General features: G+C 69.0%; 19 protein-coding genes. 6 read left to right on the top strand and 13 right to left on the bottom strand.

Features of this window, described 5'->3' with window-relative positions:
• Positions 1 to 1844 (bottom strand): DUF87 domain-containing protein (locus AB0G02_RS01685; RefSeq protein WP_360787709.1); only part of this gene is annotated, 1844 nt, incomplete at its 3' end.
• A 621-nt stretch (positions 1845 to 2465) separates the two neighbouring features.
• On the opposite strand from AB0G02_RS01685, the gene AB0G02_RS01680 reads away from it, so the two are divergent.
• Positions 2466 to 3170, top strand: a complete 705-nt coding sequence (locus tag AB0G02_RS01680; protein WP_360787706.1) for a hypothetical protein — start codon at positions 2466 to 2468, stop codon at positions 3168 to 3170.
• Here the strand turns inward: AB0G02_RS01680 and AB0G02_RS01675 are convergent.
• Genes AB0G02_RS01675 through AB0G02_RS01665 form a run of 3 tightly spaced genes read right to left on the bottom strand, consistent with a single transcriptional unit; the run spans position 3107 to position 5942 of the window.
• Positions 3107 to 3712: a hypothetical protein gene (locus tag AB0G02_RS01675; RefSeq protein WP_360787703.1), complete on the bottom strand. Its 606-nt coding sequence runs from the start codon at positions 3710 to 3712 to the stop codon at positions 3107 to 3109. The genes AB0G02_RS01680 and AB0G02_RS01675 overlap by 64 nt on opposite strands.
• An 11-nt stretch (positions 3713 to 3723) precedes the next feature.
• Positions 3724 to 5352 (bottom strand): AAA family ATPase, encoded by a 1629-nt coding sequence (locus AB0G02_RS01670; RefSeq protein WP_360787700.1) that lies wholly within the window; start codon positions 5350 to 5352, stop codon positions 3724 to 3726.
• Positions 5352 to 5942 (bottom strand): toll/interleukin-1 receptor domain-containing protein, encoded by a 591-nt coding sequence (locus AB0G02_RS01665; RefSeq protein ID WP_360787697.1) that lies wholly within the window; start codon positions 5940 to 5942, stop codon positions 5352 to 5354. The genes AB0G02_RS01670 and AB0G02_RS01665 overlap by 1 nt, the downstream gene beginning before the upstream one ends.
• Positions 5943 to 6774: 832 nt before the next feature.
• Here AB0G02_RS01665 and AB0G02_RS01660 point away from each other — a divergent pair.
• From AB0G02_RS01660 to AB0G02_RS01650, 3 genes are all read left to right on the top strand, one after another.
• Positions 6775 to 8064 (top strand): hypothetical protein, encoded by a 1290-nt coding sequence (locus tag AB0G02_RS01660; RefSeq protein WP_360787694.1) that lies wholly within the window; start codon positions 6775 to 6777, stop codon positions 8062 to 8064.
• Entirely contained in the window at positions 8061 to 9431 is a 1371-nt protein-coding gene (locus AB0G02_RS01655; protein WP_360787692.1) for a hypothetical protein, read from the top strand. Before AB0G02_RS01660 ends, AB0G02_RS01655 begins: the two co-directional genes overlap by 4 nt.
• Before the next feature lie 120 nt (positions 9432 to 9551).
• Positions 9552 to 9908, top strand: a complete 357-nt coding sequence (locus AB0G02_RS01650) for a hypothetical protein (RefSeq protein ID WP_360787689.1) — start codon at positions 9552 to 9554, stop codon at positions 9906 to 9908.
• Positions 9909 to 10442: 534 nt separating this feature from the next.
• Here AB0G02_RS01650 and AB0G02_RS01645 read toward each other — a convergent pair.
• Both AB0G02_RS01645 and AB0G02_RS01640 read right to left on the bottom strand, forming a co-directional pair.
• On the bottom strand, positions 10443 to 11099 hold the full coding sequence (locus tag AB0G02_RS01645) for a response regulator transcription factor (RefSeq protein WP_360787686.1): 657 nt from the start codon (positions 11097 to 11099) through the stop codon (positions 10443 to 10445).
• Positions 11087 to 12298 (bottom strand): sensor domain-containing protein, encoded by a 1212-nt coding sequence (locus AB0G02_RS01640; protein ID WP_360787683.1) that lies wholly within the window; start codon positions 12296 to 12298, stop codon positions 11087 to 11089. Before AB0G02_RS01640 ends, AB0G02_RS01645 begins: the two co-directional genes overlap by 13 nt.
• 209 nt (positions 12299 to 12507) lie before the next feature.
• On the opposite strand from AB0G02_RS01640, the gene AB0G02_RS01635 reads away from it, so the two are divergent.
• Together AB0G02_RS01635 and AB0G02_RS01630 are read left to right on the top strand one after the other, a co-directional pair.
• Entirely contained in the window at positions 12508 to 13695 is a 1188-nt protein-coding gene (locus AB0G02_RS01635; RefSeq protein ID WP_360787680.1) for a serine hydrolase domain-containing protein, read from the top strand.
• A 311-nt stretch (positions 13696 to 14006) separates the two neighbouring features.
• Positions 14007 to 15158 carry a serine hydrolase domain-containing protein gene (locus AB0G02_RS01630; protein ID WP_360787677.1) on the top strand — a complete coding sequence of 384 codons (1152 nt, stop codon included), beginning with the start codon at positions 14007 to 14009 and terminating at the stop codon, positions 15156 to 15158.
• 105 nt (positions 15159 to 15263) lie between these two features.
• On the opposite strand, the gene AB0G02_RS01625 is transcribed toward AB0G02_RS01630, so the two are convergent.
• From AB0G02_RS01625 to AB0G02_RS01595, 7 genes are all read right to left on the bottom strand, one after another.
• Entirely contained in the window at positions 15264 to 15605 is a 342-nt protein-coding gene (locus AB0G02_RS01625; RefSeq protein WP_360787674.1) for a hypothetical protein, read from the bottom strand.
• The gene (locus tag AB0G02_RS01620; RefSeq protein ID WP_360787672.1) at positions 15592 to 15993 is read right to left on the bottom strand and encodes a hypothetical protein; all 402 of its coding nucleotides are present in this window, start codon (positions 15991 to 15993) and stop codon (positions 15592 to 15594) included. The genes AB0G02_RS01625 and AB0G02_RS01620 overlap by 14 nt, the downstream gene beginning before the upstream one ends.
• Positions 15994 to 16045: 52 nt before the next feature.
• Positions 16046 to 20518 (bottom strand): DUF6531 domain-containing protein, encoded by a 4473-nt coding sequence (locus tag AB0G02_RS01615; protein WP_360787670.1) that lies wholly within the window; start codon positions 20516 to 20518, stop codon positions 16046 to 16048.
• Complete coding sequence (locus tag AB0G02_RS01610) at positions 20515 to 20820, bottom strand: type VII secretion target (protein WP_360787669.1); 306 nt, start codon at positions 20818 to 20820, stop codon at positions 20515 to 20517. Before AB0G02_RS01610 ends, AB0G02_RS01615 begins: the two co-directional genes overlap by 4 nt.
• Before the next feature lie 4 nt (positions 20821 to 20824).
• Entirely contained in the window at positions 20825 to 21271 is a 447-nt protein-coding gene (locus tag AB0G02_RS01605) for a YbaB/EbfC family nucleoid-associated protein (protein ID WP_360787666.1), read from the bottom strand.
• 456 nt (positions 21272 to 21727) lie between these two features.
• Positions 21728 to 24754 (bottom strand): tetratricopeptide repeat protein, encoded by a 3027-nt coding sequence (locus AB0G02_RS01600; protein WP_360787663.1) that lies wholly within the window; start codon positions 24752 to 24754, stop codon positions 21728 to 21730.
• 173 nt (positions 24755 to 24927) lie between these two features.
• Positions 24928 to 25482 (bottom strand): hypothetical protein, encoded by a 555-nt coding sequence (locus tag AB0G02_RS01595; protein ID WP_360787660.1) that lies wholly within the window; start codon positions 25480 to 25482, stop codon positions 24928 to 24930.
• Between the last annotated feature and the right edge of the window lie 626 nt (positions 25483 to 26108).

Here is a 26108-nt window from a genome sequence, read left to right as displayed (position 1 = left end):
AGAGGCGTTCGGATGGGAGCCGGTGCGATGACGTACACGCGCCCGAGGTCGAGCACCTCCTCCAACCGCAGCGGGCTCGGCGGGTGGTGGCTCAGGCACAGCGGCGTCCGCATCAGCCGGAACCCGAAGGTCTCCCCAGTGACGTAGAACTGACCGCGTTCCAACCGCGAGATGTCACCCACCGCACTGCCCTTGGCCCTGGCCATCTCCTTCGCCGCGGCGATCTGCGCGGAGGTGTTCAGCCTGCCGAAGAACTGCGTCGTCGCGTTGCCGACGACCTGGTTGTGCACGCCCTTCGGCGCCTGGGTGGCGAGGAGCAGCCCCAACCCGTACTTGCGGGCCTGGGAGGCCAGCAGGATCGTGCTCTGCGTGCTTGCCGTCCACCCGCCCGACGGCGCGATCGTCTGCGCCTCGTCCATCACCAGGAGGCCGCCGAGCGGCCGGTCCGCCGCGGGGTTGCGCTTGATCCAGGCGAACACCTCCAACTGGAGCTGGCTGACGAACCCCTGCTTCTGCTCCTCCGACGGCAGCCCGACGAAGCTGATCACCGAGATCCGCGCCCGCTTGCCCGGCGTCGGCGTCAGCAGCACCGCCGGGTCCGTCGGTTCGCCCGCACCGCCCAGCAGCGGGTCGTTGACCATCGCGGCCCGCAGCGTCTCCGCCAGGTCCGCCGCCGTCGCACGGGCGGTGCTGAGCTTGCTGACCCCCTCCGGCAGGTCGGCCAGGACCTCGATGAAGCTCGACAGCTCCCGCCCGCCCGTGTGCGCGTAGTGCGTCAGGGCCTCCCGCAGCACCGCCTGGCCGCGCACCGCGGTCTTCGAGCCGCCACCGACCCTGGCGTGCGGGACGAGCCGGGCGACCGCCGCCTCGACCGAGGCGGTGAACTCGTCGACGTCCTCCCGCACCTCGGCGAAGTCCGGCAGCGGGTGGAAGCTCAGCGGACGCCCGCCGTTGCGACCGGGCGTCCACACCACCACCTCGGTGTTCTCGAGGTACTCCGCCGCGGTGCCGGGGTCGTCCGGCAGCCAGTCGGAGGGCGGCTGAGGCCACGCGTCACCCAGCCGCGCCAGGTCGTTGTTCGGGTCCAGGACGATCGCCGACACCCCCCGCAGGGCGCACTCCTCGACGATCCGCCGCAGCAGCACGGTCTTACCGCTGCCGGAACCCGCGAAGACGATGGCGTGCTTGCGCAGCGACTCCAGCTCGATCCGGATCTCACCTTCCACACCGAGCACGATCTCCGTCGGCGATGGCGGTGCGAGTGGTCCCGACGACGGCGGCGGCCGTGTCTCCTGGTGGCTCGCCGCCGACCGCTCCGAGCCGGGCAGGATCTCCCGGAGGAACGTCGTCCTGCTGGCAGGCTTCCGCGCCACGAGCCATGCCAGCAACTGGTGCGTCTGCGACGACAACATCTCCTTGAGCGCGCTGAACGTCCGCAGGTCGTCGTCCGAAATCTCGACCCGCCGACCACCGGCCTGCTCCAACTCGGCGACCTCGGCCCTGGTCTTCTGACCGGTCCACCCCTGGCCGCCGTTACAGATCAGAACCAGCCTCCGGTCCCTCGAACCAACGCGGACTCCCGCCGCAGCACGGGCTTCACGCAATTTGCGCAGCACCCGGTTGCCGTGGCTGCTCGCGATGAGCCGGAACCCCCAGCGCTCCACCGTGTCCAGGTCCTCGTTGACGGTGCGGCGCAGGCGAGCATGCAGCTCACTGCTTCCGTTGACCGACTCCACCTGCCACTTCAGGTCGTCGTTGCCGATTTCGGTGATCCACGACTTGAGTCCCGCCAGCAACAGCGTCGGCATGATCTCGTCCTCGTTGTGCTGCTTCAGTCCGGTCACGGAGATGTCCGCTCCCCGGCGCAACAAGTCGAATCGGGCGTCGAACTCCTCCAAGTGATCGGGAACCGGCGCGGCGACGACATCAGGGATCGAAGAATCCTCGTCGAATGAAGTCAGTTCCCGCACCTCGCCGTACAGGCAGGACTCTGCGTGCGAGTGGATGCGTTTGAGCAAACCGCGAGGGGTGTAGGCAATCCATCGCGTGTCGAACGCGTCGGGTGACACCGGCCAGGTTGGGTGGGGTGGGGTGAACCCGATGCGCCGGTAGACCACGTCGAGCCACTTCTGGACAAGCGCTCGACCGATCTGCGGATCAACGATGGAACCCAGAATCGGGGTCTCGGTGAACCGGTCGAACACGGTGTCGCTCGCGATCGAGTACAACTGCTTCCACGTGTTGGGCAGGCACGCAACGATGGACAGCGTCCGCCTGGTAATCTCACGGAGCTGCATCAACCCATCGGCGATGAGCGCGATCTCACGCGCCAACTTGGGATCCGACACCTGTTGGTCGATGGCGTCATGCCCGCGGTTCACCAAGGTGTCCAACTGGTCGATGGCAATGACGCACGGACCGGTTAGGGCAAGGATGCGCGAGAGGTCGCGAACCAATATTCGCGGGTGCTTCACTTTCGGCGGAAGACCCCATCGGCGGCGCTCGTCATCGACGTCCTCGAGCCCTTGCAGGTAGGAAAGACCGGTGTCAGCGTGATCGGACGCGTACAGGACCAATGCCCGGATTGTGTCGCCGCACTCCACAGCGATCCGACCGTCCACCTCGCGCAGGTGGTTGAGGAACACGCGCAGGTCGTCGAGCTTCAACGACGTCTCGCTCGTGATCGCTCCCGCGACGACGCCAGGCACGCCGGCCATCGCACACAGCTTCTTGAGGAGCCGGGTGAGCTGGAGCTCACCGGTGTCATCCGGCCGCCGCAACTCGCTGCGCATTGCATCTGCTACATCATCCCAGAACATGTCACCCGTGGTGAGTTCGATCAGGAAGAAGTAACCGCTCTCCGCCTGCACCATGCGGCGCACGGATCCCAGCAAGTGTGTCTTGCCGACACCCTTTTGCCCCTGCAGCACCAGACCGATCGGACTCGCCCCGGTGCTGACCGTGGCGTCGGCGATACCTGCTCGGATGCGGTGCACGGCTCTCGCGTGCAACCCCTCGACATGAGAGGGCGGGTTGTGCCACACGTCGTCCGGTGTCTCGGCCGAGTTGAAGCGGAGCGCGGCGAGCGCCTCGCGCTGGTCTTCGGTCATGACTCCTCAATCACGATCAGGTGCTTGTCTTCAGGTCCGATCCGGATCGCCGCGGTGTGATCGGCGTCGGTAAGCGTCTTGCGGTTGGAGTCGGGGGCCAAGTGCACGTCGCCTGTCCTGGCCATCTCCAGCAGCACGCCGTCCACCTCTTCCTTGCCCGCACCGTTGAGCCTGGAGCGGAGGTTGGCCAAGCGGACCCAGTCCTGCGGCTTGGTCGACAGGTCCACGTAGGCGGCCCGGATCAACGACTCCAAGTCCGCGGGATGAAGCACCTCCGAGACTCGGATGCCGTGCTGCCGCAGTAACGGGACCGCGCGCCGCAGCACCCCGAACACCTCTCGTACCAAGGGTCCGGAACCGGCAGGTGGATCGACGGTAGCCAGCTCCTCCTCGCACCAGTCGACACCCTGGTCGGTGATCCGGTGCAGGTACTGCCTCTTCTCCATCCGCGAGTGGAGCAAACCAGCCTTGTTCAGCTCGGCTCGTCCCGTCGGACCGAGTTTGATGCCGATCTTCGTCAGTTCTGTGTTGCGCATCTCGCGGTTCTCCCGCATCAGCACGAACAGTGCGGCTCGCTCGTGGTTCCCGTACTTCTTTGGCATTTCGCCACCTCTCAGTTCGTGGTCGCGTTGATCCGGAGATCGATCCGGGCGAGCAGGTTTTCGATCTGAGCACGCAGACCGTCCGGCACAGCGACCAAGGCGCCGCCCGTGCGGACTTTGTTCAACAGGTCCAAGTCCACGGACAGGTCTTGCAGCAGGGCCAGGTCGCCGTCGTCGAGCGCTTCGGCCATGCCGCGCACGGTCTGCTCCACGAACGCCAGGCGCCTGGGATAGGGCACTTCGGCCGGCACGTTGCGCAGCGCTGACACCGCACCCAGCAAGGCGTCCTTGTCTGGATCAGATCCGTTCGACGCAGTGCCGGTGACCAGGTCGTGCAGCCGTCGCGCCACCTGGGCGGGTCCTGTGCCCGGCTCCAGCCGGATGTACTGGAAGTTCCGCAGGAAACCGGGCAGGTCTTGTGGGTGGGTGCGTTGGGTCAACACGCAGAACAACTGCCGCCGACTGCTGTCGGGGCCGATGGTGTGCCGCAGGAAGCGCTCCGCCTCGGTCGTCTGCCAGCGGCTCAAGTTGTGATCGACCACCAGGCACAGGTGTTCGGCGACCTCGGGGTTCTGGTCGAGGAACACCGGGTCGCCAGACAACGACTGGCCGACTTGGACGCCGAGCGCGCGCAGTTCGCGAACCAGCTCAGTCGCGGCACCCAACGCAGACCTCGGGCTCGAAACCAACAGATCCAGGTCGAACTCGTGGCGCCGATCACGTGCCGCCGCCACGTAGGCGTCCCGGTTGTCCGCGAGGAGGTCGGTGCGGTCGAACTGCTGCGCGATCACGGCCGCCACCGTCTCCAGGGCGAACGAGACCTGGTCCGCGGAGGGCACGACCTCCTCCAGCACGGACAGCTGCTCGCCGAAGCTCCAGTAGGAGACGTACGGGATGGTGAGGTGCCGGAGCATCAGGTCTTCCTGCACGCTCTTGACCAGCCAGTTGCGGAACAGCGGCGCGACGACCTCGGCGCACCTGCGCCGCCACTGCTCGGCTCGCTGGTACTCCATCTTGGTGTCGAGGCGGGACAGGATCGGGAGCACGAGGTGCCGGGGGCGGTCGTAGGGCATGCGGTCCCGCGCGATGTCGGCGCGACGCACGACGTCCACGATGTCCTTGAGATTCTGCTCGTTGGCGGTGAACAGGACGGCCAGCCGGTCGGGCAGGTGCGCCGTGCAGATGCCGGCGATGTCGGAGATCCCCGTCCGGCTGTCGATCAGCACGAAGTCGTAGTCCTCGGTCCACTGCTCCCTGCAGCGCTCCAGGAACTCGGCGAACCCGCGCTCGTACAGGTCCTCCCAGTCGATGCGCTGCATCCGCTCGGTGTAGGACCCGTCATCCCTGCCTGCGGCCAGCAGGGCGAGGGTGTTGCCCTCCACATCCAGCCGGACCGCGTGCGGGCGAGGTCCCTCGGCTCCCGCGAGGAAGTCCTCGGCGAGGTCGATCACGCCGCCTTCGGGCGCCTCGGACATCACCGGCCCGAAGTAGTGGTGCAGGCCGGGCGCTTCCAGGTCCCAGTCGACGGTGAGCACCCGGTAGCCCCAACGGGCCAGCAGCACCGCGACGTTGGCCAGCGTGAAACTCCGCCCGACCCCGCCCTTGTAGGAGTAGAAGGTGATGACGGTCCCGGGGGTCATCAGAACCTCGGTAGTTTGGCCGTCGGGAGCAGCAAGGGGTCGGGTGTGTCCACGTCCGGCCAGTCCGGTTGCCACGGAGGCACCTGCTGGAGCAGTTCGACGAGGTCAGCGGCCAACTCGTTCACCCTGCGGTGGAAACGAATGAAATCGTGGGTCTGCTGGTACACGGGATCCGGATAGGCGAATTCCTTGAAATCACGCCAGGCACGAGTTCTCGCCTCCATCGGGAAGTTTTCCGAGTCCGAGTAGAGGATGGGGAAGATCAATCCCTGCGACCTCTCCGGACTGGCCAGGCCCAGCATCTCCTCCCTGGCCAGCATGCTCTTCCACTCAGCCACGCACCACGGTGACCGGAAGTACTGCGGGGTGAGCAGTTGCACCATGATCTTGCTGTGCCTCAGGGCGTGCCGCAGGTTGGCCGGCCAGTGCACGGCGCCCGGCATCGTCTTGTCGACGTATACCCTCGGCGTGGGCGCAAACTGGTCCGCCAGACAATCACGCAACTTCTGGTGGAAGTGGTTCAACAGCCATTGCTGCACACTACCCCGACGAGCGTAGCTGATGAACAGGTCGAACTGGTATCCGGACACGCGGCAAATGATAAGCACGGAGCCCGCGCGCGAAAAAGACAGAAAAGTGGCCAATCAGGCCGGCACGGGCCAATAACTGGACAAATGAAGGACGCGCCCTGGAGGCCCCGCCCTTCGGGACCGCTCGACGCGCCCTAGGCCGTCGACGATGTTCCGCGATGCCGTCCGGGATGGAGGCGGTGAACTGGGCGAGGTTTTCCGGCGTGGGCGGCAGCCGGGTCACGTCGACCGGCTCGCCCGGGCTCACGACCGCGATGCGGCCGGCTTCGATCCCCTGCCCGATCTCCGGCGTCCACACTCGTCTTCAATCGCGACGCGGGGCCCTTCCGGTAGGTGCGGGCCCGGTGGTCGACAAAGACGTCCGCTCAGGTCGCGGCTCAGGTCCACCACCGGCGTCACTCCGGTGACGACGGCCACGAGCGGGATCGCGAGCCATGCCAGACGGAGGGCGGTGCGTCGGCGGGCGTGCCAGCGCCGGACCGCGGCCAGAAGCACGGGCGGTGCAGTCACGTCGGGCCACCTCGGCGCGCGGTCGAGCGGTCGAGAACGAACCGGTCGGACTCCGAACTCAGTTCTCGATGCATGACCGGGTGGACGACGCCTCGGGGAACTGGTTGACAGGTCCGGCCAACCCGGCTCGCACCGATCGCAACCCCGGAGCCCTGGACGACGACCAGCGCTCCCGATTTCCCGTGATCCAAGATCGGAATTCCGCCGTGCGTAGTCATCCGACTCCTGAAAGACACAATCGAACGCCGTCATGAGGAAGTCTCGGTTCGACCGGGACAGTCACATAGCTGTCCGATGTATTTCTTGACCCTCGGTCGGTAACGTGATCGCCGACCCGTTCGATGCATGGTTTACGCGACTCGTTCGCACTCACCCAAAACGACCGGGGGCGAAGCACGTGGCCGTGCCGTCGATCACCACCAATCCCTTGACCCGCCTTGTAGTCCTCACCTTGCTCGGAGCGCTCATCACCGCTTGCGGAACGGAACCGACGAACACCGGAAATGTCGAGTCGACCCCGGTGGACCTGGACGCCCGCTTCGTGTTCGGCGCCACGGCCACAGCCAACGAACCGGCGATCGACCTGTCCGACGAGGTGCTGCAACCCGTTCAGGAGGCCGTCGGGAAGGGCACAGTCGGGCTGACCGCCTACGTCGGCTCGGCGTCGAACCAACCCCTGGTGAACGAGGACGTGTCGGTCTACTTCGACAAGGCGACCAGGGAGATCTCCGCAGATCCCCAGGTGCTGGAGGACGGCTTCTCCCACAACGTGACCCCGATCCGGGAGAAGCTCCGAGCAGCGGTCGGCACGCAACCTGAACTGGACCTTCTCGGACTGCTCGGCGTCCTCGCGAGCACTCCCGGGCAAGCAACCCTGTTGGTCATGAGCAGCGGCCTGCAGACCACCGGCCTGCTCGACCTGCGGGACGCCGGTTCCGAATTGGACGTCGCGTCGACGCTCGACCGAATCCCGAAGGACCGACTGCCCGATCTGACCGGCAAGAAGGTCACCTTCGTGGGACTCGGCCAAGTCGCCGGACCGCAGGACCGGCTCACCGAGAAGATGAAAACGAACGTGCAGGACCTGTGGTTGGGGGTGTGCGCCAAAGCCGGTGGTGAATGCGATCCGGTGGTGCGGAATTCCACCGGGGGCGACCCGCGCGCGACCGTTCCGGTGCCCACCATCCCCGTTCCCGGGGAGAGTTCGGTCGTGGTCAGCGGGAACGTCACCACGGTCACCGTGCCGAACGGCACGCTGTTCTTCGAGGAATCGTCGGACTTCCTCCCCGGAGCGCCCACCGTCCTCAGCGGCGTGGCCCACTACTTCCTGCCCGACCACTCCTCTGTGCCGGTGGAAGCCACCGCGGTCGGTCACACCGCGACCTGGGGCGAGCGCGACGGAGCCTTGGGCACCTCTCGTGACCGTGCTCGGAAGGTGGTCGACTTCCTCGTTGGCGCCGGAGCCGACCGGGCGCTCTTCACCCACGTCGACGGTGTCGGGTTCGACCAGCCCCTCGTGCCGGACACCGGTCCCGACGGCCGACTGATCCCCAAGGCCGCCGAGCGCAATCGCACCGTCGTCCTCACCGTAACCCGCCGGAGTCGATCATGACCTTGAACACCGACCGCCCGACCGACCCCAGGCACAGCGAGCCGACCGCGTCGCCGATCGTCGTCCGCGCGAACAAGAAGCCCAGGGTCGCGCTGTGGTACTGGCTGTGGCACCCCCGCCGCGCGCTCTGGATCACGCTGCTCATCCGCGAGGCGTTCCGCTGGCGGGACCAGCCCCGAGCCGACCCGAGCGCGCTGACCTGGGCCGAACTGGCGGTCGTCAGGCGGGCCCAGCACGCGCTGCGCGAACAGGTGGAGAACACGGTGAAGCGGGTGGACGAACTCGCGGACCGGTACCACCAGCTCCAGGCACGGGCCGACCGCGAGCGCAAGCTGGCGGAGGAGGAACGCCGGCGCACGTACGTCACCAGCGGCACCACGCACGTCTACGCGGCCGGGCCGCTCAACGCGACCCAGGCCCAAGAGGTCGTCGACAAGTGCCGCAAGCGCATCGAGCAGGACACCGAGCAGGGGCAGACCCGCCACCTGGACAAGACGTCGAAGGGGTGGAGCGTCATCTCGATCATCCCCCTGGTCGTCGACGTCGTCGCGCTCTTCACCCTCATCGCCAAGTTCTTCAACATCACCACCGTCGAAGCAGCGTCGAAGAAGCTCCCGGAGACCGCGACCGCGCTCGGCTTCTCCGTGATCGCCGCGCTGGTGCTCACGGTGCTGGCCCACTCGGCCGGTCACGACGCGTGGCAGCGCCGTGCGGTCGGTCAACCCCGCCGGACCACCGAACCCGGGTCCGAGGACGACGGGCAACCCATCCCCGCCGAGAGCGACGCGGGCGAGTTCCCCGGGTCGAAGTTCCTCCTGCGGACCAAGTTGGTCAGCCTGATGGTGGTCAGCGCCATGGTGGCCGTCTCGATCGCGATTCGGGTCATCCAGCCGACCCCGAGCACGACGCCGACCCCGCTCGGCTGGGTGATCGGTCTCATGCTCGGCGTGGTGGCCTTCCTGGCGCCGTGGGCGATCGTGTTCAACCGCCTCAAGTCGGGCACTCTCGAAGTGCGCACGATCGAGGAACTGACCACAGTCCTGCGCGACGCCGAGACCGCCGTCGCCGGACACGAGAAGGCGGCAGGCACGGCGGCGGACCAGGCAGCGGCGGCCCACCAACAAGCCGATCACGCCCAACGGAGTGGCCTCCGCGCGGCGATGAACCTCACCGACACGACGAGGGAAGTCGTCGACCTGGCCCGGAGCCACCACGGCCAGGCAGGCGTGCTGGCGATCAACGACAGCGTGACGCCTGACAGCCGCTATGTCGCGATCCGGGAAATGCTCGCGACCAGCACGTCCGCCATCGAACAAGCCATGAAGCGATTCGACACCCCGGACAGCGGCACACCGTCGGCAGCGTGAGGCCGACGGCACGGTGGCGGTGCCCGGCGGAGCCGATGGGGCAGGCTCGTACCCCTGATCGATGACTTCGTGAAGGAGGACCTGCACAGCGACCTGCGGGAGGTCGGGAGGTGATGCTGCGTGCGCAAGCTCGACGGTCAATCGGAGTACGACATCCGCCGCCCTGGACGCGCACCCACCAATTCGGAGAACGTGGTGAACGAGCGCATCCCACCGAAGCACTCGGCGACGAGATCATTGGAACTGATCAGGAAGCACCCGTGGTCGAAGTCGCTCCGCGTGCGGAACTGGGCGAGCGGCACCCATCCCCGCATCAACCGGTGCTTCACCGCGTCACGTCTGCGAGACCGCTCCGATCTGGGAATCGGGTTCATACCGGTCCCTGAGGTTGGTACGCGCCACCTGCGTCCATGGATCCTCCTGACCACCGATCTCCGTGCAGTACCCGCCGATGCGGACCATGGGGTTCCGGAGTGAGGAACGGGATGTCCTCGTGGAAGAACGTCGTGCTGTCGTGGTCGGGCGGCGGAGACACCACCTCCGTGTCCACGCCTGCCGGGACATGAAGGACTCGTGCGAACTCCGGCTCACCCGCGCTGCGACAAGCCTCGAGGTCGTCCTCATGATGCAGGAACAAGAGTAGCGAGCCGTCCGCCGGCGGGGAACGCCCTTCGGCCCGCGCCAGGACCGCACAGCCGACGGAGGCGATGAGGGGCAACAGCGGCCCGACCCGACCCGCTCGGCCACTCCACGCCCACCGGCAGCCGGGGGAGTTCTCCCGTCTGCCCGACAACCTCCGCGTCATCCTCGCAAGCACCCGCCCAGAGCGCGACCCTGAGCTGATCGGCGAACTTGTTCACCTCTTCATCCGGCAGACCCCGCTCGATCGCCGCGCGGCGGAATCGCTCGTAACGGTCCATGGCGCGGCATGATCCCAGAGCGGTACGAGTGATCCGCCGACCTCAACGGCAGGAAGCATTCCCACTTCGGCGACCCGGCCGCACGGCGGCGCTACCGCGGTCCCGCGCCCGTCAGGTAGCGCAGGACCGCGGTGACGCGGCGGTCGGCACGGTCGTCGGGTGGGAGGTCGAGCTTCGCGAAGATGCTGCGGATGTGCTTGTGCACCCCGCCTTCGGTGACGACGAGCCGTTCGGCGATCGCGGCGTTGCCGAGGCCTTCCGCCATCAGCGCGAGCACGTCCCGTTCCCGCGGGCTCAACCGGCCCAGTGCGCCGGCGTGCGGGTTGCGGGCCAGCAGTTGACCCACCACCTCGGGGTCGACGGCGGTGCCACCGGCCGCCACCCGGTGCAGCGCGCTCAGGAACTCCTCGACCCGCCCCACCCGCTCCTTCAGCAGGTAGCCGAGCCGGTCGGCACCGGCGGCGAGCAGTTCGGTGGCGAACGCCTGCTCCACGTACGCCGAGAGCACGAGCACCGCGAGGCCGGGCTGGAGGCGCCGCGCCTCGACGGCCGCCACGATCCCCTCGTCGGTGTGGGTGGGCGGCATCCGCACGTCGACGATGGCGACGTCCGGTTCGTGCTCGGCCACCGCGGCCAGGAACGACCCCGGCGTGTCGGTGGTGGCCACCACGTCGAGCGACTCGGCGCGCAGCAGCAGCGCCAACCCCTCGCGCAGCAGCGGGTCGTCCTCCGCGATCACGATCCGCACGGCAGGTCCACCTCGATCGTCGTGGGCCCGCCGGGCGGGCTGTCCAGGGTGAGGCGCCCGTCGTACGCCTCGATCCGCCGGCGGATGCCGGACAGGCCCGACCCGCCGCGCTCGTCCGCGCCACCGCGCCCGTCGTCGCTGATCCGCAGCAGCAGTCGATCACGCTCGCGGCCCACCTCCACCACGGCACTCGCGGCGCCGCTGTGCTTGGCCACGTTGGACAGGGCCTCCGCCACCACGAAGTACGCGGTGGCCTCGACCGAGGCGGCGCACCGACCCGGCACGTCCACCACCACCTCGCAGGGCACGCCGCAGCTGCCCGCGAGGCCGGCGAGGGCGCCGGCGAGCCCGCGGTCGGCCAGCACCGGGGGCAGGATGCCCCGGACCACCGCACGCAGCTCGGCCAGCGCCTGCTCGGCGGCGTCCTGGGCCCGGTCCAGCACGTCGACGGCCGCGGCCGGATCCCGGTCCACGGCCCGCCGCGCGGCCCCCAGCAGCACGGTCACCGCGACCAGCCGGTTCTGCGTGCCGTCGTGCAGCGACCGCTCGATCCGGCGCAGCTCGGCGGCGTGCGCGTCGAGCGCGGCGGCACGGGTGGCGGTCAGCTCAGCGACCCGCAAGGAGAGGTCGGTCCCCGCCGGAGGCGTCAGCAGATGCCGGCCCGGCCACTCCTGCACGCGGACGAGCGACGGCCCGAGCCCGACGATGACGACGACGCAGAGCACGCCGGTCAGCGACACGGCCAGCGCGCCGGTGAGATTGGTGACCGCCCAGGGGATGAGACTGGGGGTGTTGTCGTCGGGCGGCAGCCGGTGGTACCAGAGCGGGTACGTCGTGTTCTGCAATGCCGTGGCCGGCGCCGCGAGACCGATGAACCCGGCGGCCGAGCCGACGGTGACGTGCAGCAGCAACCAGGCCAGCTCACGCCGCACGGTCACGTCGCGCAGCGCGTCCCGCGCCCGGCGCGGCACCGGGCCCGGGGCGAGGACGTCGAGCCGGACCCGTTCGCGGTTCGCGACCGCCCGCAGCGCACGCAGGGCAGCGGGCAGCAGGAGAACGCCGACACCGACGCAGCAGAGCAGCACGACCACACCGAGCCAGAGGAAGGCGGCCAGTGCGAGCAGCGCCGTGCCGAGGCCGCCGACCAGGCGCGCGACGGCGTCGAACGACGCCCGCAGGCGCTTCCGCACCCGAGTCATGCCACCTCCCCCGGCGGAACCCTATCCGATCGGCACAACCCCGAATCGGTCGTGATCCGACCTCCCCGCCCGGACCGGAACGACCCGGGGGTGCCACCACTACTCCGGTTGTCCAGCGCGCTGGATTGTTCCGCCGGGCGGCGGTGAGCAGCCTGGACCCGGTCGGCCGTCACCGGACCGACGTCCTCCGAACCCGGGAGTTGTCTGCCTTGTCCACGTTCTCCTCCCCGCACGATCGACCTTCCTCGCGCCTCCGCCGTGCGGTCACCACGACGGCGGCGTTAGCGGTCGCCGCGGGGGCCCTCACGTTCGCCGGTCCCCTCCCGGCCGCCCTGGCCGATCCCCACCGCGACGCGATCCAGCAGCGCGTGGACAAGCTCGTCGGCGCCGACCGGTACCCCGGTGCGCTCGCCGCTGTCCGCGACCGGCACGGCCGGACCAGCCACTACACGGCCGGGGTCGGTGACCTGCGGACCGGCGCCAAGGTGCCGACGAACGGCAGGGTGCGGATCGGCAGCGCCAGCAAGATGTTCGCCTCCGTCGTCGTGCTCCAGCTCGTCGGTGAGGGCAAGGTGGATCTCGACGCGTCGATCGAGACGTACCTGCCGGGCCTGGTGCGCGGCAAGGGCGTCGACGCCGCCAGGATCACGGTCCGTCAGCTGCTCCAGCACGACAGCGGCCTGCCGGACTACACCGACTCGATGTTCAAGACCATGGCCGATCTCCTGCCGTACCAGCACGTCTACCTCGAACCTCGCGCACTGCTCGACCTGGCGAACGCCATGGAGGGCAGGCCCGCGGGCGGCGGTTGGTCCTACAGCAACACGAACTACCTGCTGGCCGGCCTGATCGCCCAGCGGGTCACCGGACGCCCGTTCAACGAGCTGGTCACCACCCGGGTCATCCAGCGGATCGGTCTGCGCGACACGTACGCGCCCGAGGTCGGTGAGCAGGACATCCGCGGCCGGCACCCCGAGGGCTACCAGCGCGACCCGGCGACCGACGAGCTGCTCGACTTCACGCGGATGGACCCGAGCTGGGGTTGGGCCGCCGGCCACCTGGTCTCCACGCCGGGCGACCTCAACACCTTCCTGCGCGCGCTGCTGGACGGGAAGTTGCTCGAACCGGCCCAGCTCGCTCAGATGCGCACCACCATCCCGACGGACCCGAAGTCGGGCCAGGGGTACGGGCTCGGCCTGTTCAGCATCCCGTTGAGCTGCGGAGGGACCGCGTGGGGCCACGGCGGCGACATCCCGGGCTACTCGACCGTCGACGCGGCCACCGACGACGGTCGCGCGGCGACCGTCGTGGTCACCTCGCTGGACGGGTCGGTGAAGGACGGGTCCGCCCGCGCGGACCGGAACGCACTCGTGGACGCCGCGTTGTGCGCGAAGTGACGACCGGCTGAGAGGTCGTTCCCGCACCGGGAAGTCACCTGACGGCAAGGGTTCGGCGTGGCGCGTCAACGCACCACACCGGACCCTTGCCGTTGTCGCGCCTCCGGGTGGATCCCGGTGCCGCCGGAGGTAGTGCTGGCTGTACCCGAGGTGTGCAGCGCACGGGGTCGTGAGCCGCCGGCGCGGTGGCAACACTGTTGCAGGTCAGTGCAAAGCGCCAACTTGGAGAGTGTCCCTTGTCGAATGACCCCAACCCTTCGCCGGTCGGAACCCGACCGCCGCGCCGGCGTCGTCGTGTGATCGCCGCGGCAATGACGGCGGTCGCGGTCGCCGGACTCACGCTGACGGACGTCGCGTCGGCGGGCGCGTTGAACGACAGGTCGAGGCCGGACCACGACAAGGCGCTCCAAGCGGGCTTGGAGGCGCTGGTCGGTGACGGATCGCTGCCCGGGATGTTGATGTCGGTGCGGGACCGGAACGGGCGGGTGACGAACTACACCGCCGGGGTCGGTGACATCCGGACGAAGTCGAAGGTGCCGACGGACGGCTACGTGCGGATCGCCAGCACCACCAAGATGTTCACCGCCGTGGCGATCCTGCAGCTGGCCGACGAGGGCAAGCTCGCGCTGGACGACGCGGTGGAGAAGTTCCTGCCGGGCGTGGTGCGGGGCACCGGTGACGGTGCGGCGATCGACGGTCGGACGATCACCATCAGGCAGCTGCTGAACCACACCAGCGGGATGACCACCGGTATCCCCCTGATGCCCAACGGGATCCTCCCGATCAAGGACCGGTACTTCGACACCCGCGAGGTGTTGGACGCGGCGCTGGCGCAAGCACCGACGTTCGCCCCGGGGCAGGACAGGGTGTGGGGGTACAGCAACAACGGGTACGTGCTGCTGGGGCTGGTGGCGCAGAAGGTCGCGGGACGCCCGTTCGCCGAGGTCGTCACCGACCGCATCATCAACCGGATCGGGCTGAAGGAGACCTACTACCCGGCCCCCGGCGACCGGGAGATCCGCTCCCCCCACCCCCAGGGCTACCTGCTGCCCAGGAACGACAAGAACCAGCCGATCGACGGCGACCTGATCGACATCACCCGGTTCGACCCGTCGATCGCAGGTCCCGCGGGGCAGATGATCGCCACCCCGAGCGACGTGAACAAGTTCCTGGTCGCCCTGCAGGAAGGTCGGCTGATCAAGCCCGGTCGACTGGCGGAGATGCGCCAGACCGTGGAAGCCCCCGGCTTCCCCGACAACTGGCGCTACGGCCTTGGCACCATCGAGATGAAGCTGACCTGCGGGATCACCGCCTACGGCCACGGCGGCGACGCCGACGGCTTCCAAACCCGTACCGCGATCACCCCTGAAGGCCGGGCGGTCACCCTCGCCGGGACGAACGACGAAGTCCACCAGTACGACGTCCTCGCGTTCTTCGACAAGGCCCTGTGCGCCACGAAGTAAACCCGCCGACCTCCTCCCGGGCCGCCGCAGTCACCACCCCACCGCGGCGGCCCGTGAGGCTTCGGTCGTGCCAGGCGTCGGTTGGAGTGCCGGGGCGCGTACCGGTCAGAGCGATCCGGCTTGGGAGGTTCGACTCCCCACCCGCACGGCAGGGGCGGAGGTGAAGCGGACGTCGGTGCCCTCTCCCGTCACGGTGACCTTGACCCGGTCCCCCACCGACACCTGCTCCACCCTGGTAGGCAGCTGGTAGCTCCAGCCGCGCACCTCCACGTCCTCGACCGCGGCGAACCTGAGGTGGAACCGGATCCAGTCGTGCTCGGGCGGCGCGTCCCAGGTCTCGCGGGCGGCGTCGTCCAGTGGGCCTTCGAAGGATGCGGTGACGGCTTGGTCGCGTTCGTCCCAGTGCAGGGCGTAGAGCTCGAACGCCGACAGGTCAGATGTGCTCATGGTAGGTGTCGATCTCCGGTCCGGGGACGGCCGTGTACAGCCGCTGGTCCAGCCTGCTCGTGAACTCGTGCGGCCCGTCGTCCACCGCGTCCGGGGGTGAGTTGTGGGCGCTGACCTTGCCGAAGCGGAACTGCTCGGCGCACGTCAGCGTCAGGCGCAGCGACTCGCCGGTCACCGACACGGCCAGCCGGGCTCGCGGGCGTTCCGCGAACTCGATCGACACGGTGGCCGGGAGCACCGCGCCGCCGGACAGCCGCACATCGTCGACCGCCAGGAACCCCAGGTGCGCCTGCACACGGCTGTAGCCGGGCACGTCCGACGCGACCGGCAGGTCGAGGCGCAGCGTGCAGCCGGGCCCTCGGCGCTCGAACCGGATCGATCGCAGCACCGAGCCGGTGAAGTCCGGTCCCTGCGGGTAGAACCGGGCCAGCGACTTCTGATCATTGGGCAGGAGTCGGTCTGCCCAGGCTGGGGTTGTAATAGTAGTGCTCCTGCGCTCCGGGGACCTGGCCGTTGCGGGTGTTCTCGTAGGGTCGCACATGGACGTGCGGGGGTTGGTCGCCCACTCCACCCTCACCGAACTGGTGGCCGGTGTAGTGGTCCTGGAACGCGATCAGCTCGTCCCGGTTGTTGAGGTAGATCTCCTCGGGGAAGTAGACCGGCTGGTAGTTCTCGTCCAGGATCTGCCGGCCGCTCGGCGTCGTCGACGGCACCATGCGGCTGTCCAAGGGCTCCGAACCCGGCGGCACACCGGCGTCGGCCAGCGCCTGCTGCTTGGCCTCGTCACCGCTGACGTCGCAGCCCTGCAGGCCGAGCGGGTCGATCTGCCGGGTCGGGTTCGGCACGTACGCGCCGGGGTTGACGGACGGCACCAGTCCCAGCGGGTCCGGTGAGGCGTACCGCCCGGTTTCCGGGTCGTAGTAGCGGAAGTGGTTGTAGTGCCAGCCGGTCTCCGGGTCGTGGTACTGGCCGGGGAACCGCAGCGGACAGGCAGCCCCGCCTGCCTGGGACAGCGTTCGACCCCACAGGGTGCTCGTGCGCCGCCACCCGACCTCGCCGCGGGCGTCGACCAGTTCGGTCGGGCTGCCGACGACGTCCGCCACGATCGCGTAGAAGCGCCGGTCGACCTCGTCCTGGTCGACCTGGGCGATCGGGGTGACCGATCCCGGCTGGTACTCCCAGGTGCTGCTCGTGCCGCTGCTGTGGACGTGCTCGACCAGCCGCGTGCCGTCCCAGGTGAAGTCGAGCCGTTCCACGACACCGCCGGCCGCGTCGAAGCGCTCCTTCGCGATCCGCCTGCCCATCGGGTCGTAGCGGTACCGCCAGGTGTCGCCGTCCGGGGTGGTCACGCCGGTGAGCCGGTCCTCGGCGTTCCACTCGAAGCGCCAGAGCCGGACCTGCCCCGACAACGTGCGGTGCCGCCGTTGCACCACGCGGCCCTGCCGGTCGTGGACGTAGGAGGTGCGGCCCGCGCTGCGCAGGCGCGTGGAGGCGTACTCGCGCGGTCCTTCGGACCCGTGGTCCGCGACCGGCAGGTCGGCCCGGGTGATGTTGCCGACGGGGTCGTAGTCGTAGCGCTCGGACCAGCCCTGCCCCTGCACGGAGACGACGCGTCCCCGCCGGTCCAGCACCAACCGGCGCTCACCGGTCGGGTCGACGACTCCCTCGACGTGGCCGTCCGGCCGGTACCGCCAGCTGCGGTGGGTGATCGGCTGCTTGGCCGCGACGACCTGACCGGTCAGCTGGTGGGCGGGCGACCACGACTGGGTGACGGTGAGGTCGCCCAGGCTCCGCTCGACCTGGCGGCCCAGCGGGTCGTGCTGGAAGGCGAGGCTGCCACCGGTCGCGTGCAACGCCACCGGGTTGCCCGCCGCGTCGTACTCCCAGGCGGAGGTCACGCCCACCGCGGTCTCGCGGAACACCCGCCTGCCGACGGCGTCGAACCCCGACCGGACGGTCCGCCCGGCGACGGTCTCGGCCAGCACGCGCCCCCGGGCGTCCCGCTCGTAGACGACCTCGGTGTCCGGGTTGGTCGCCCGGACCACCCGACCGCAGGCATCGCGGTCGAAGGTGGACGTCCCGGTCGGCGTGTGCTTCGCGACCACGTCGCCGTGGACGTCGCGCTGGTAGACGACCGTCTCGCCCATGCCGTTGGTGCGGGTGGACAGCCGGCCGGCGGCGTCGTAGGTGTAGGCGAGCACCCGGCCGTCGAAGTCCACCTCCCGCCGCAGACGGCCCGCGGCGTCGTACTCGTAGCGCCAGCTCAGACCGTGCGGGCCGACGACCTCGACGAGCCGGAGCTCCGTGTCGTACGCGTACGACGTGCGGGAGCCGTCCGGAGCGGTGCGCGCGGCCGGGAGGTCGAAGAAGGTGAACTCCGTGCGGGTGACCTGCCCGAGCGCGTCGACCTGCTCGACCTGGTTGCCCTCGCCGTCGTAGCGCCACCGCTCAGTGCTGCCGTCGGGACGGGTGCGCGCCAGCAGCTTCCCCTCCACGGTCCAGCTGTACCGGGTCGTGCCGCCGAGCGCGTCGGTCGTGGCGGCGACGCGGCCGAAGACGTCCCGCTGGTGCCGGGTGGTGGCGCCGAGCGGGTCGGTGATCGCGCTGATGAGCCCGGCGGCGTCCGTCTCGTACCGCGTGACGTTGCCGAGCGGGTCGGTGGTGAGGCTGAGGTGGCCGCGTCCGTCGTACTCGAACCTCGTGGTGGCGCCGGCCGGGTCCGTCTCGGCCACCAGGTTGCCGTGGGCGTCGTACTCGCGCACCCACCTGCCGCCCGCGGGGTCGGTGACCTCGGTCGCCAGGCCCGCGCCGGCGTAGGCGGCGGTGACCGTCGTCCCGTCCGGTCGGGTGATCGTGGTGACGTCGCCCTCGTCGTAGGCGTAGCGGGTGGTGTGGCCGAGCGGGTCGGTCACCGCCACGAGGCGGTCGAAGCGGTCCCACTCGCGGGTGGTCACGGCGCCGAGCGGATCGATCTGCCGCACCACCTGACCCAGCTCGTTGAGCTCGTAGGTGGTCGCGTTGCCCAGGGTGTCGGTGTGCGTGGTGCGGCGGTCCTCGTAGGTGAACGTGCCGTTGAGCGCCCCACCGGAGCCGATGGTCGTGGTGGCCCGGCCCTGGTCGTCGTAGACGTACCGGTACCAGACGCCGTTGCGGTCGGTCCAGGACGTGAGCCTGCCGTCCTCGTCGTGGGTGAAGCGCAACGCGGCGCCGGACGAGTTGGTCACCTCGGACAGCTGTCCCGCGTCGTCGTAGGCGTAGCGCGTCAAGGTGATCGGCTCGGGCGCGGACGCCAGCCGCAGCGCCGTCACGCGCCCGCCGGCCGTGTCGACCGCGACCTCGTACCCACCGGAGTGACGCACGCGCGTCGGCATGCCTCCGCCGTCGTAGTCGACGACGATCTCACCGCCCGCCCGCCGCCGGACCGCCGCCAGCGGCAACGTCGAGCGCGCGTCCCACTCCGCGCCGACGGGCTGGAACTCCCACGTCACCCCCTGCTGCGGGTGCGTCACCTCGTAGCCCGCGCCGCTGCGGCGCAGCGTGAAACGCGGGCCGAAGTCCGGCAGCACGGTCTCCGCGCCGTCCGGCTTGGGGAAGCGCAGCAGGCGGCCGTCGTCCGTCGCCAGCCAGACGTGGGCCGGACCGACCTCGACCCGCTGGTCCAGCGTGGAGGCCCAGGACGGGCCGAACAGCCGCCCGGCCCGGTAGGAGGACTGGTGGTGCCGGGAGAACACGAGCGGCAGCAGGCCGGGCAACGTGGCGTCGGTCTGCGACAGCACCACCTCACCCGTGGCGACGTCGATCGGGTCGTCCTCGCAGAACGGCCGGTCGGCCGACTGGGAAGCGCTGTGCGGGTCGTCCACCGTGCTGTCGATGTCGCCGTCGTGCCGCCCGCTGTTCCCGGGGCCGTCGGTCTGCCGCGGGCTCTCCGGGGACGTGGTGGGTGACGCGCCGTCCGGACTGGTGGTGTCGGGAGTGGTGGAGCTGCTCGGGGTGGTGGCCGACGAGGGGGTGGTGGTGCCGGACGGGGACGTCGTGCCGGAGGGCGAGGTCGTGTCCGGTGCGCTCGACGGGCTGGTGGTGCCGTCCGGGCCCTTGACGGTCGGTGCGTCGGGTGCGCTGGGGGCGCTTGACGGGCTGGTGACGCCGTGGGGGCCGGGGCCGTCGGCCTTGCGGCCGAGCTTGCCCAGCTTCTCCATGATCTCCCCGAGCTTGTCGAGGACCTTGCGGATGCGCGGGGTGACGTTGCCGATGGTCTTGACGAGCTTGCGGACCAGGTCGGAGATGCGGTTGCAGACCTTGGCGATCGTCGAGGTGGCCTGCGCGACGATCACCGGCGTGGCCAGGCCCAGTGTCGCCACGGCCTCCAACGCCCAGGTGATCAGCTTGCCGACGACCTCTGCGACCAGGTCGCGGATGATCTCGCGGACGGCCGCGACCACCTCGCCCATCACCATTACACCGGTGCCGATCCCGTCGGCCAGGGTGGCGGCGCCGGCGATGGCGTCCGCGGTCTGCGCGGCGTGACCGCGATAGGCCTCCGCGGCAGCACCCTGCCAACCCGGCGCGTCCTGCGTGCCCAGCTCCTGGGCGACACGACCGACCTCGGCGGCGACGTTGCCCCACGTCTCGCTGAACGACCGGATCACCGGCGGGTCGCCCGCGAACCAGTCCAGCGCCTCCTTGAGCGGCTGCACGTGCTCGATCAGCCACCCGACGCCGTAGGACGCCACCGTGCCGACCGGGTCGAGCACCATCGACAGCACTTCCAGCCCGACGCCGACACCGCCCAGCCCGGCCTCGACCCAGCTGCCGTCGGAGATGCCCTGCGCCAGATCGCTCGCCGACTCCGCGATGCCGATACCGGTGACCGCCGTCGTGTCGCTCTTCGCCGTCGCGACCAAGGGGTTGTTCACGTGTTCATCCCGTCGAAGCGCGCCGCCTCACCGGACTCCTGCGCGTCATAGGCGCGGGAGGTCTCACGCAGCCCCGCGGCGTTGTCCGCCACGGTCTCCGCCGCCTTGGTCAGCGCCTGCACGCCCATGTCCTCGAACGGCTGCAACAGCATCGCGAACGGCTGGCAGACCACGCCGTAGGCGGAGTCGTTCATCGCCACCGTCCGCGCGGCGTCGGCAGCGGTGCGGAGCCGGTCCGCCAAGCCCTCCACCCGGCCCGCCAACGCGCCGATCTCACCGGTAACGGCCTCGTACCCCGTCATCGCGTCACCCCAGGTAGCTGTCGTCGCTGAAGTCGTCGCCATCGTCACGGCGCGGTCGGTTCGTCGGGGCCGGAGGGGCGTCCTGCTCGGCCTGCGGGAAGTTGCGCTCGGCGGTGGCCACGATGTGCTGCCCCGACGCGGTCTCCCCGACCGTCTCCCCCACGATCCGGGCCAACTCGGCCGGGTAGGCGGCCTGCGCCTGGCGCATCGCCTCCATCACCGCCGCCGCGATCTGCTCCGGCCGCATCCTGGAGACGCCCTCGGTCATGGACACGTCGCTGGGGATGCCGTTCGGACCGACCGTCACGCTGACCGCCCCACCCGCGGCCGACCGGGTGAGCGAGATCCGCTCGACCTCCTGCCGCATCGACTCGTACCGGGCAGCCTTCTCCTCGGCGTTGCGCTCCCAGTCGTCCACCAGGCGCTGCACGTTGGCCAACGGATCGGTCATCGGCTCCCCCTCCGGTGACGTGGAAATCGCGCCACGCTATCCCGTGTGGGACGACGCCCGGGGCGATTTCGTTCCCGACGTGCCGGTCCAACCGAACGGCCCGGCCCGAGCCGCCCCAGTCCTACCGGTTGGACCCCTGCGGAGCTCGCCAAGCAGCTGCGGGCGTGAGCCGGATCCGTGAGGATGGTCCCTGGCCGGATTCCCGGCTGTGAGCGGTGCTCAACTTAGTGCTGGCCGGTGACTCCTCGTAGGTGCCCATCGCCGTTCCTCGGTTGCGTTCGGGTACGCGACGCCGATTTGCGGCACCGATTACCCGATTCGGGCGACGTTTAGGGACAGGACGTGCCGCCGCGCCAAGCTGGGCGCTCCGGACTGATCGCCGTACTGCCACTGTCGGACGCCGCGTCGAAGACGATACGGACCACCTACTACTCTGCGACTGCTTCCGGGTAGTGATCAATCCCCGGTTGACGAATCTTTTGTCGCGCCTGGTGTCGTTTGGCTGCTAAACGCTTGCATAATGCTGCGAACCAGGGGGTGGTGGGGTCGGAGCAGCGCCGAGGCGGAGGCGTGCAGTTCGGTTAGCAGGAGTTCGACGTCCTGGTCACCCTGTTGAGACCGTGCGATCGCCCATTGCAGTCTGCTGGCCAGCGTGTACGGGTGCTCGTCGCCCTGCAATCGTCTTCGGAGATCGATCACGGTGGTCAGTTCATCGACTGCCTCGGCGTGTTTGCCGGAGACCGCCAGCGCTTGTGCGTGCACGTCGTGGGCGTCGAGCGTGTAGGGGTGCTCTGGCCCATACACCGCGTTAGCCACGGTGATCGCCTCACCCGAGACTTCTTCGGCCTCGGCGGTACGTCGGAGAGCGAGCAGGTCGGCAGCAAGATGAATACGCGTGTCGATCGTCTCGTAGTGGTGTTCGCCCAGTGTCTGCGCGCGGCGGTGCAAGACCTGGCGGTGCTCCTGTTCAGCTTCCTCCGCACGGTTGAGGTGGCGCAGCGCTGTGGCGCGGTTGTGCATGCTTTCGAGGATGTCAGGGTGGTCGGGTCGGAGGAGCCGTTCACGGGCTTCGAGCGTGGTGGTGTGCTCGGCTTCGGCCTCCTCGTACCGGCCCAATGCCTGCAAGACCAAGCCGAGGTTGTTGCGGCTGTTGAACGTGTTGCGATCGTCCGGGCCGTGCACCCTGGTTCGGAACACCACCGCTTCTCTGGCGAGTCGTTCGGCTTCGAACCAGCGGCCCAAGTCCATCAGCACTGACGCGTGGTTGCTGATGCTGCGGCCGATCTCAGGATCGTCGTCAGACAAGACTCGACGGCGCACTCGCAGGACTGTGGCCAGCTCCGTCTCGGCTTCGGACCACCGCCCTGCTTGGTAGAGGGCTACACCGAGGTTGTTGCGGCTGACCAGGGTGTCGGGATGCTCAGCACCCAGGCTGGAAACGCGCGCGTGCAGCACGGCGCGGTGTTCATGGGCGGCACGTTCGGGCTGACCGGCGGTGCGCAGGGCGAACGCCAGTCGGTCTCGATTGGCAAGTGTCTCGGGGTGTTCGGCTCCCAGTTCGCCACGTTGGTGCTGGTAAGCGTGATTGAACGCCGCGACGGCGATGTCGAACTCACCCTGCTCGATCGCCGTGCCACCAATACGGGACGCTTCCTCGGTGTCGGCTTCCCTCAGCATGCGTTCGAGACCGGCGGCCGGGATGGCCGGGCTCGGTGTCTGAGCAGTGACCGCGTCCACGAGGTACTCGAACACCGTGACACCGCCGTCATGACCGTCTGGGGTGATCAGGGCTGCCGTCCCCAGTCGCGGTTCAGCCGCCCATGCCCATGCCTGATCCTGGTCGGGAACGGGTTGGGGTCGTAACCCACCGAATTCTCGCTGGGCTTGTTCGGCCAAGTCGATGAGCAACCGGCGGCTCAGCGGTCGGGTGAGACCGGCTCGACGGCAATTGACAGCCGCAGTGACGATGGCCGCTCCGTGTTGTTCGGAGCCTTCGGCCTGGGCTGCGCGCCAGATGTCGTACAGGGCGGGGCCGGCCGCGATGGACTCGGTGACGCCGTACCTGTCGGCGGTGGCGAGGCTACGGGCCAGGCGCGAATCGTGTACTGCCAGTGCTCTTGCGCGTCGTTGCTCGGCTGGGCTGAACAGCCGATCCACAGAAACGCGACGTGCGGTCTTGAGTGCTTGGACGGCGTAGTGCAGCAGTTCCTTGTTGTGGGGAGTGGCGTAACGGGTGTCTTCCACCGATCTGAGTGTGGAGAGGATTACGCGGTGGTGTTCGGACGTCAGGAACCGGGCGATTGCTGCTCGCGTCAGGCCGCCTCGCCCCAGGTAGTGCTCCAGATCGTCCAGCCACAGAACGCAGTCGCGGAGATTGTCGGCGTGGTCGATCGCCACGGTCAGACCGGCCTTGTCATCAGGGGCGAGGAGGAGGTGGCCGGGTAATTCTGTGCGCATCGCCTGGTAGGCGGCTCTGGTCTTGCCGGCTGTCGCGGCACCCACGACCAGCACGAATCTTGACGGGCGCAGGGCTGCTCGCAAGGTCGGATCGATGTCGCGCGTCACGTAGGGCGGGACATCGTGCGTGTCGGCGCCTAGCAGGTCGTCGGCGACAGGTGGAGCTGGGTGCACACCGAGCAGCAGCGGATTGTCGAGGTCGGCTACGCGGGGCAAGGCTCCAGCGATGGTGAGGCACGAGGTGTACACCGTGACGGCGGGCGAGGTGGCACTCGTGGACTCGTCGCGGCGCGGGAGTGCGAGCATGTCGTTGTGGAGGCGCCGCAGTTCCTCCCCTGGTTCAGTGGCGTGCTCCTCGACGAGCCATCTGCGGTAGTTCAGGTAAGTCTGTGACGCTTCCGAGGTACGCCCGCAACGGTGCAACGCGGTGATCAGCTGCGTCCGCAGTCGCTCCCGGCCAGGGTGCCGGCCCGTGTGGGCGACCAACTCCGCCACGAGTTGTTCCTCCCGACCGAGGTCGAGATCGGCTTGGACGCGGTCCTCCAGCGCGTTGGCGTACTCCTCACCCAGCGCCGCGGCATCAGGCTCCAGTTCCGAGTAGGAGACGTCGGCCAGCGCTTTCGGTCCACGCCACAGTCCGAGCGCTTCGGTGAGCAGCGACGACCTGCGCTCCAGGCCGTGCTCGCCGCGCGCTCGCACGACGAGGTCGCGAAAATGGTGAACGTCGACCAGTGACCGGTCCACGTGCAGGATGTATCCCGGACCGCGCCGCTCGATCCACACGTCGTGGAGGTTCTTCAATGCGCCGCGCAACTGGCTGACGCAGCCTTGAACGACGTTCTCCGCACCGACCGGTGCGTCAGCAGCATCCCGCCACAGCACCTTGGTGATGCGGTCGATCGACACCGGCAGCCCTGCAGACAGCAGCAGGAGCGCCAGCACCGCACGCGGCTGCGACTTCGTGATGTCTACCACGTGTCCGTTGTCGTCTTCGATCAGTGTGGTTCCGAGAACACCGAGGCGCACTGCGGTTACCGTTCAACCGGTCGGATGAGGATGTCATCGCAGCCTTGCACACTGATCTTCGAAGTGCTCGGCGAACATCTGGTGCCTGTCGCCGGGAACGTGGCAGCACGTCACTGACGCCCCCCCTCGCCTTCTCGGCGAGGGGGGCGTCAGTGACGTGCTGGGCGGAACTGTTACCAGCGGCCGACCTTCACGTTCGGCGGCCACCAGTACACCTCGGCCCAGATACCGTGGTTGGTGGCGTTCCCCCAGCCCGCGGCCCACTTGTTGATCAGATCACCGGCTGCGGCGCACAGCGGGCGGGGCAGCCGCGTGGCACAGGCGGCCACACCGGCGGCGACGGCGCCGTTCACCACATCGGCGTAGGAGACGATGATCCAGAAGTGGTCACCGGTGATACCGGTGGCCAGGTTGGTGCGCATCTCCCCGTCGGCCGCGGCCCCTGGCACGCCGATGGTGATGGCACTGCCGAAGGACTCCTGCAGGGTGGTCAGTACGCGGGCACGCCCCTCGGAGGTGGAGACCATTCCCGCCCACTGGCGCTGCTCGGCCGGGGTCAGCTCGGGCACGACCTGATCGATGGCGTCACCGCGGTCAACCGTCGCAATCGTCGACGCGGCGGCACCGGATGCCGGTAGGTTCGTGGACGCTGTGGCTGTCTGGACCATCGGTGCCGACACCGCGGCGCTGAGCGCAGCGGCGACCAGCACCCGATTGATGCTCTTCACGGACTCTCTCCCGGTTACTCGACTCTCGGCCGCTCCGATCGGAGCGGTGGCGAGAGGACCTCAGGCCGTACGACCCGGTCAAGGTCCAGAATCCGGACACCGCTGAGCGAGAACTGAGCTGACACTGAACCGCCCGTGAGCCGCACTGTTTCGGCCGAGACAGCAATGCCCACCGGTCCGCCTGGCGCTGCGCGTCGGGCCGGCCGGCGGGCTGACGTGCAGGTTCTCAGCGGCGTGACGCTCTACATCGATTGACACACCTGCCCCTAGTTCCTGGGAGGCCACTCTGCCGCTGAACCCACTCCGCGGTCTCCTGAGCGAGTTCATGTGAACCGGTGAACGCCTTACATGCGTCAGCTGGCGGCAGACCAACATCGTCCAGAGCAGCGACTGCTGCATGCGCCCGCTGACGGCCACCCAGGGGGCCGTTGCAGGGGCAGCGCGCCGGAGCCGGACATTGGCAGCCGTTACGGCCACTGAAAAGGCCGTGAGCAGATCCACTCAGCCGGTTTACCGAGACCTGGAGCACAGCGCTGACGACAATTCGTGCGGAGCGACCGCCTGCTCCAGACCAGCCACCGCAGTCCACAGTGGACATATAAAAGATCGCCCGCCACCTGCATACC

The organism is Actinosynnema sp. NPDC023658, assembly GCF_040639995.1.
Lineage (GTDB): Bacteria > Actinomycetota > Actinomycetes > Mycobacteriales > Pseudonocardiaceae > Actinosynnema.
The sequence above is the reverse complement of the archived record's forward strand: the minus strand, read 5'-3'. Positions and strand labels throughout refer to the sequence as shown.

Excerpts from the sequence above, each read along its gene's own strand:
- AB0G02_RS01675 (WP_360787703.1), bottom strand. The coding sequence starts at position 3,712 with ATGCCAAAGAAGTACGGGAACCACGAGCGAGCCGCACTGTTCGTGCTG.
- AB0G02_RS01670 (WP_360787700.1), bottom strand. The coding sequence starts at position 5,352 with ATGACCCCCGGGACCGTCATCACCTTCTACTCCTACAAGGGCGGGGTC.
- AB0G02_RS01655 (WP_360787692.1), top strand. The coding sequence starts at position 8,061 with ATGACCTTGAACACCGACCGCCCGACCGACCCCAGGCACAGCGAGCCG.
- AB0G02_RS01640 (WP_360787683.1), bottom strand. The coding sequence starts at position 12,298 with ATGACTCGGGTGCGGAAGCGCCTGCGGGCGTCGTTCGACGCCGTCGCG.
- AB0G02_RS01630 (WP_360787677.1), top strand. The coding sequence starts at position 14,007 with ATGACGGCGGTCGCGGTCGCCGGACTCACGCTGACGGACGTCGCGTCG.
- AB0G02_RS01625 (WP_360787674.1), bottom strand. The coding sequence starts at position 15,605 with ATGAGCACATCTGACCTGTCGGCGTTCGAGCTCTACGCCCTGCACTGG.
- AB0G02_RS01610 (WP_360787669.1), bottom strand. The coding sequence starts at position 20,820 with ATGACGGGGTACGAGGCCGTTACCGGTGAGATCGGCGCGTTGGCGGGC.
- AB0G02_RS01605 (WP_360787666.1), bottom strand. The coding sequence starts at position 21,271 with ATGACCGATCCGTTGGCCAACGTGCAGCGCCTGGTGGACGACTGGGAG.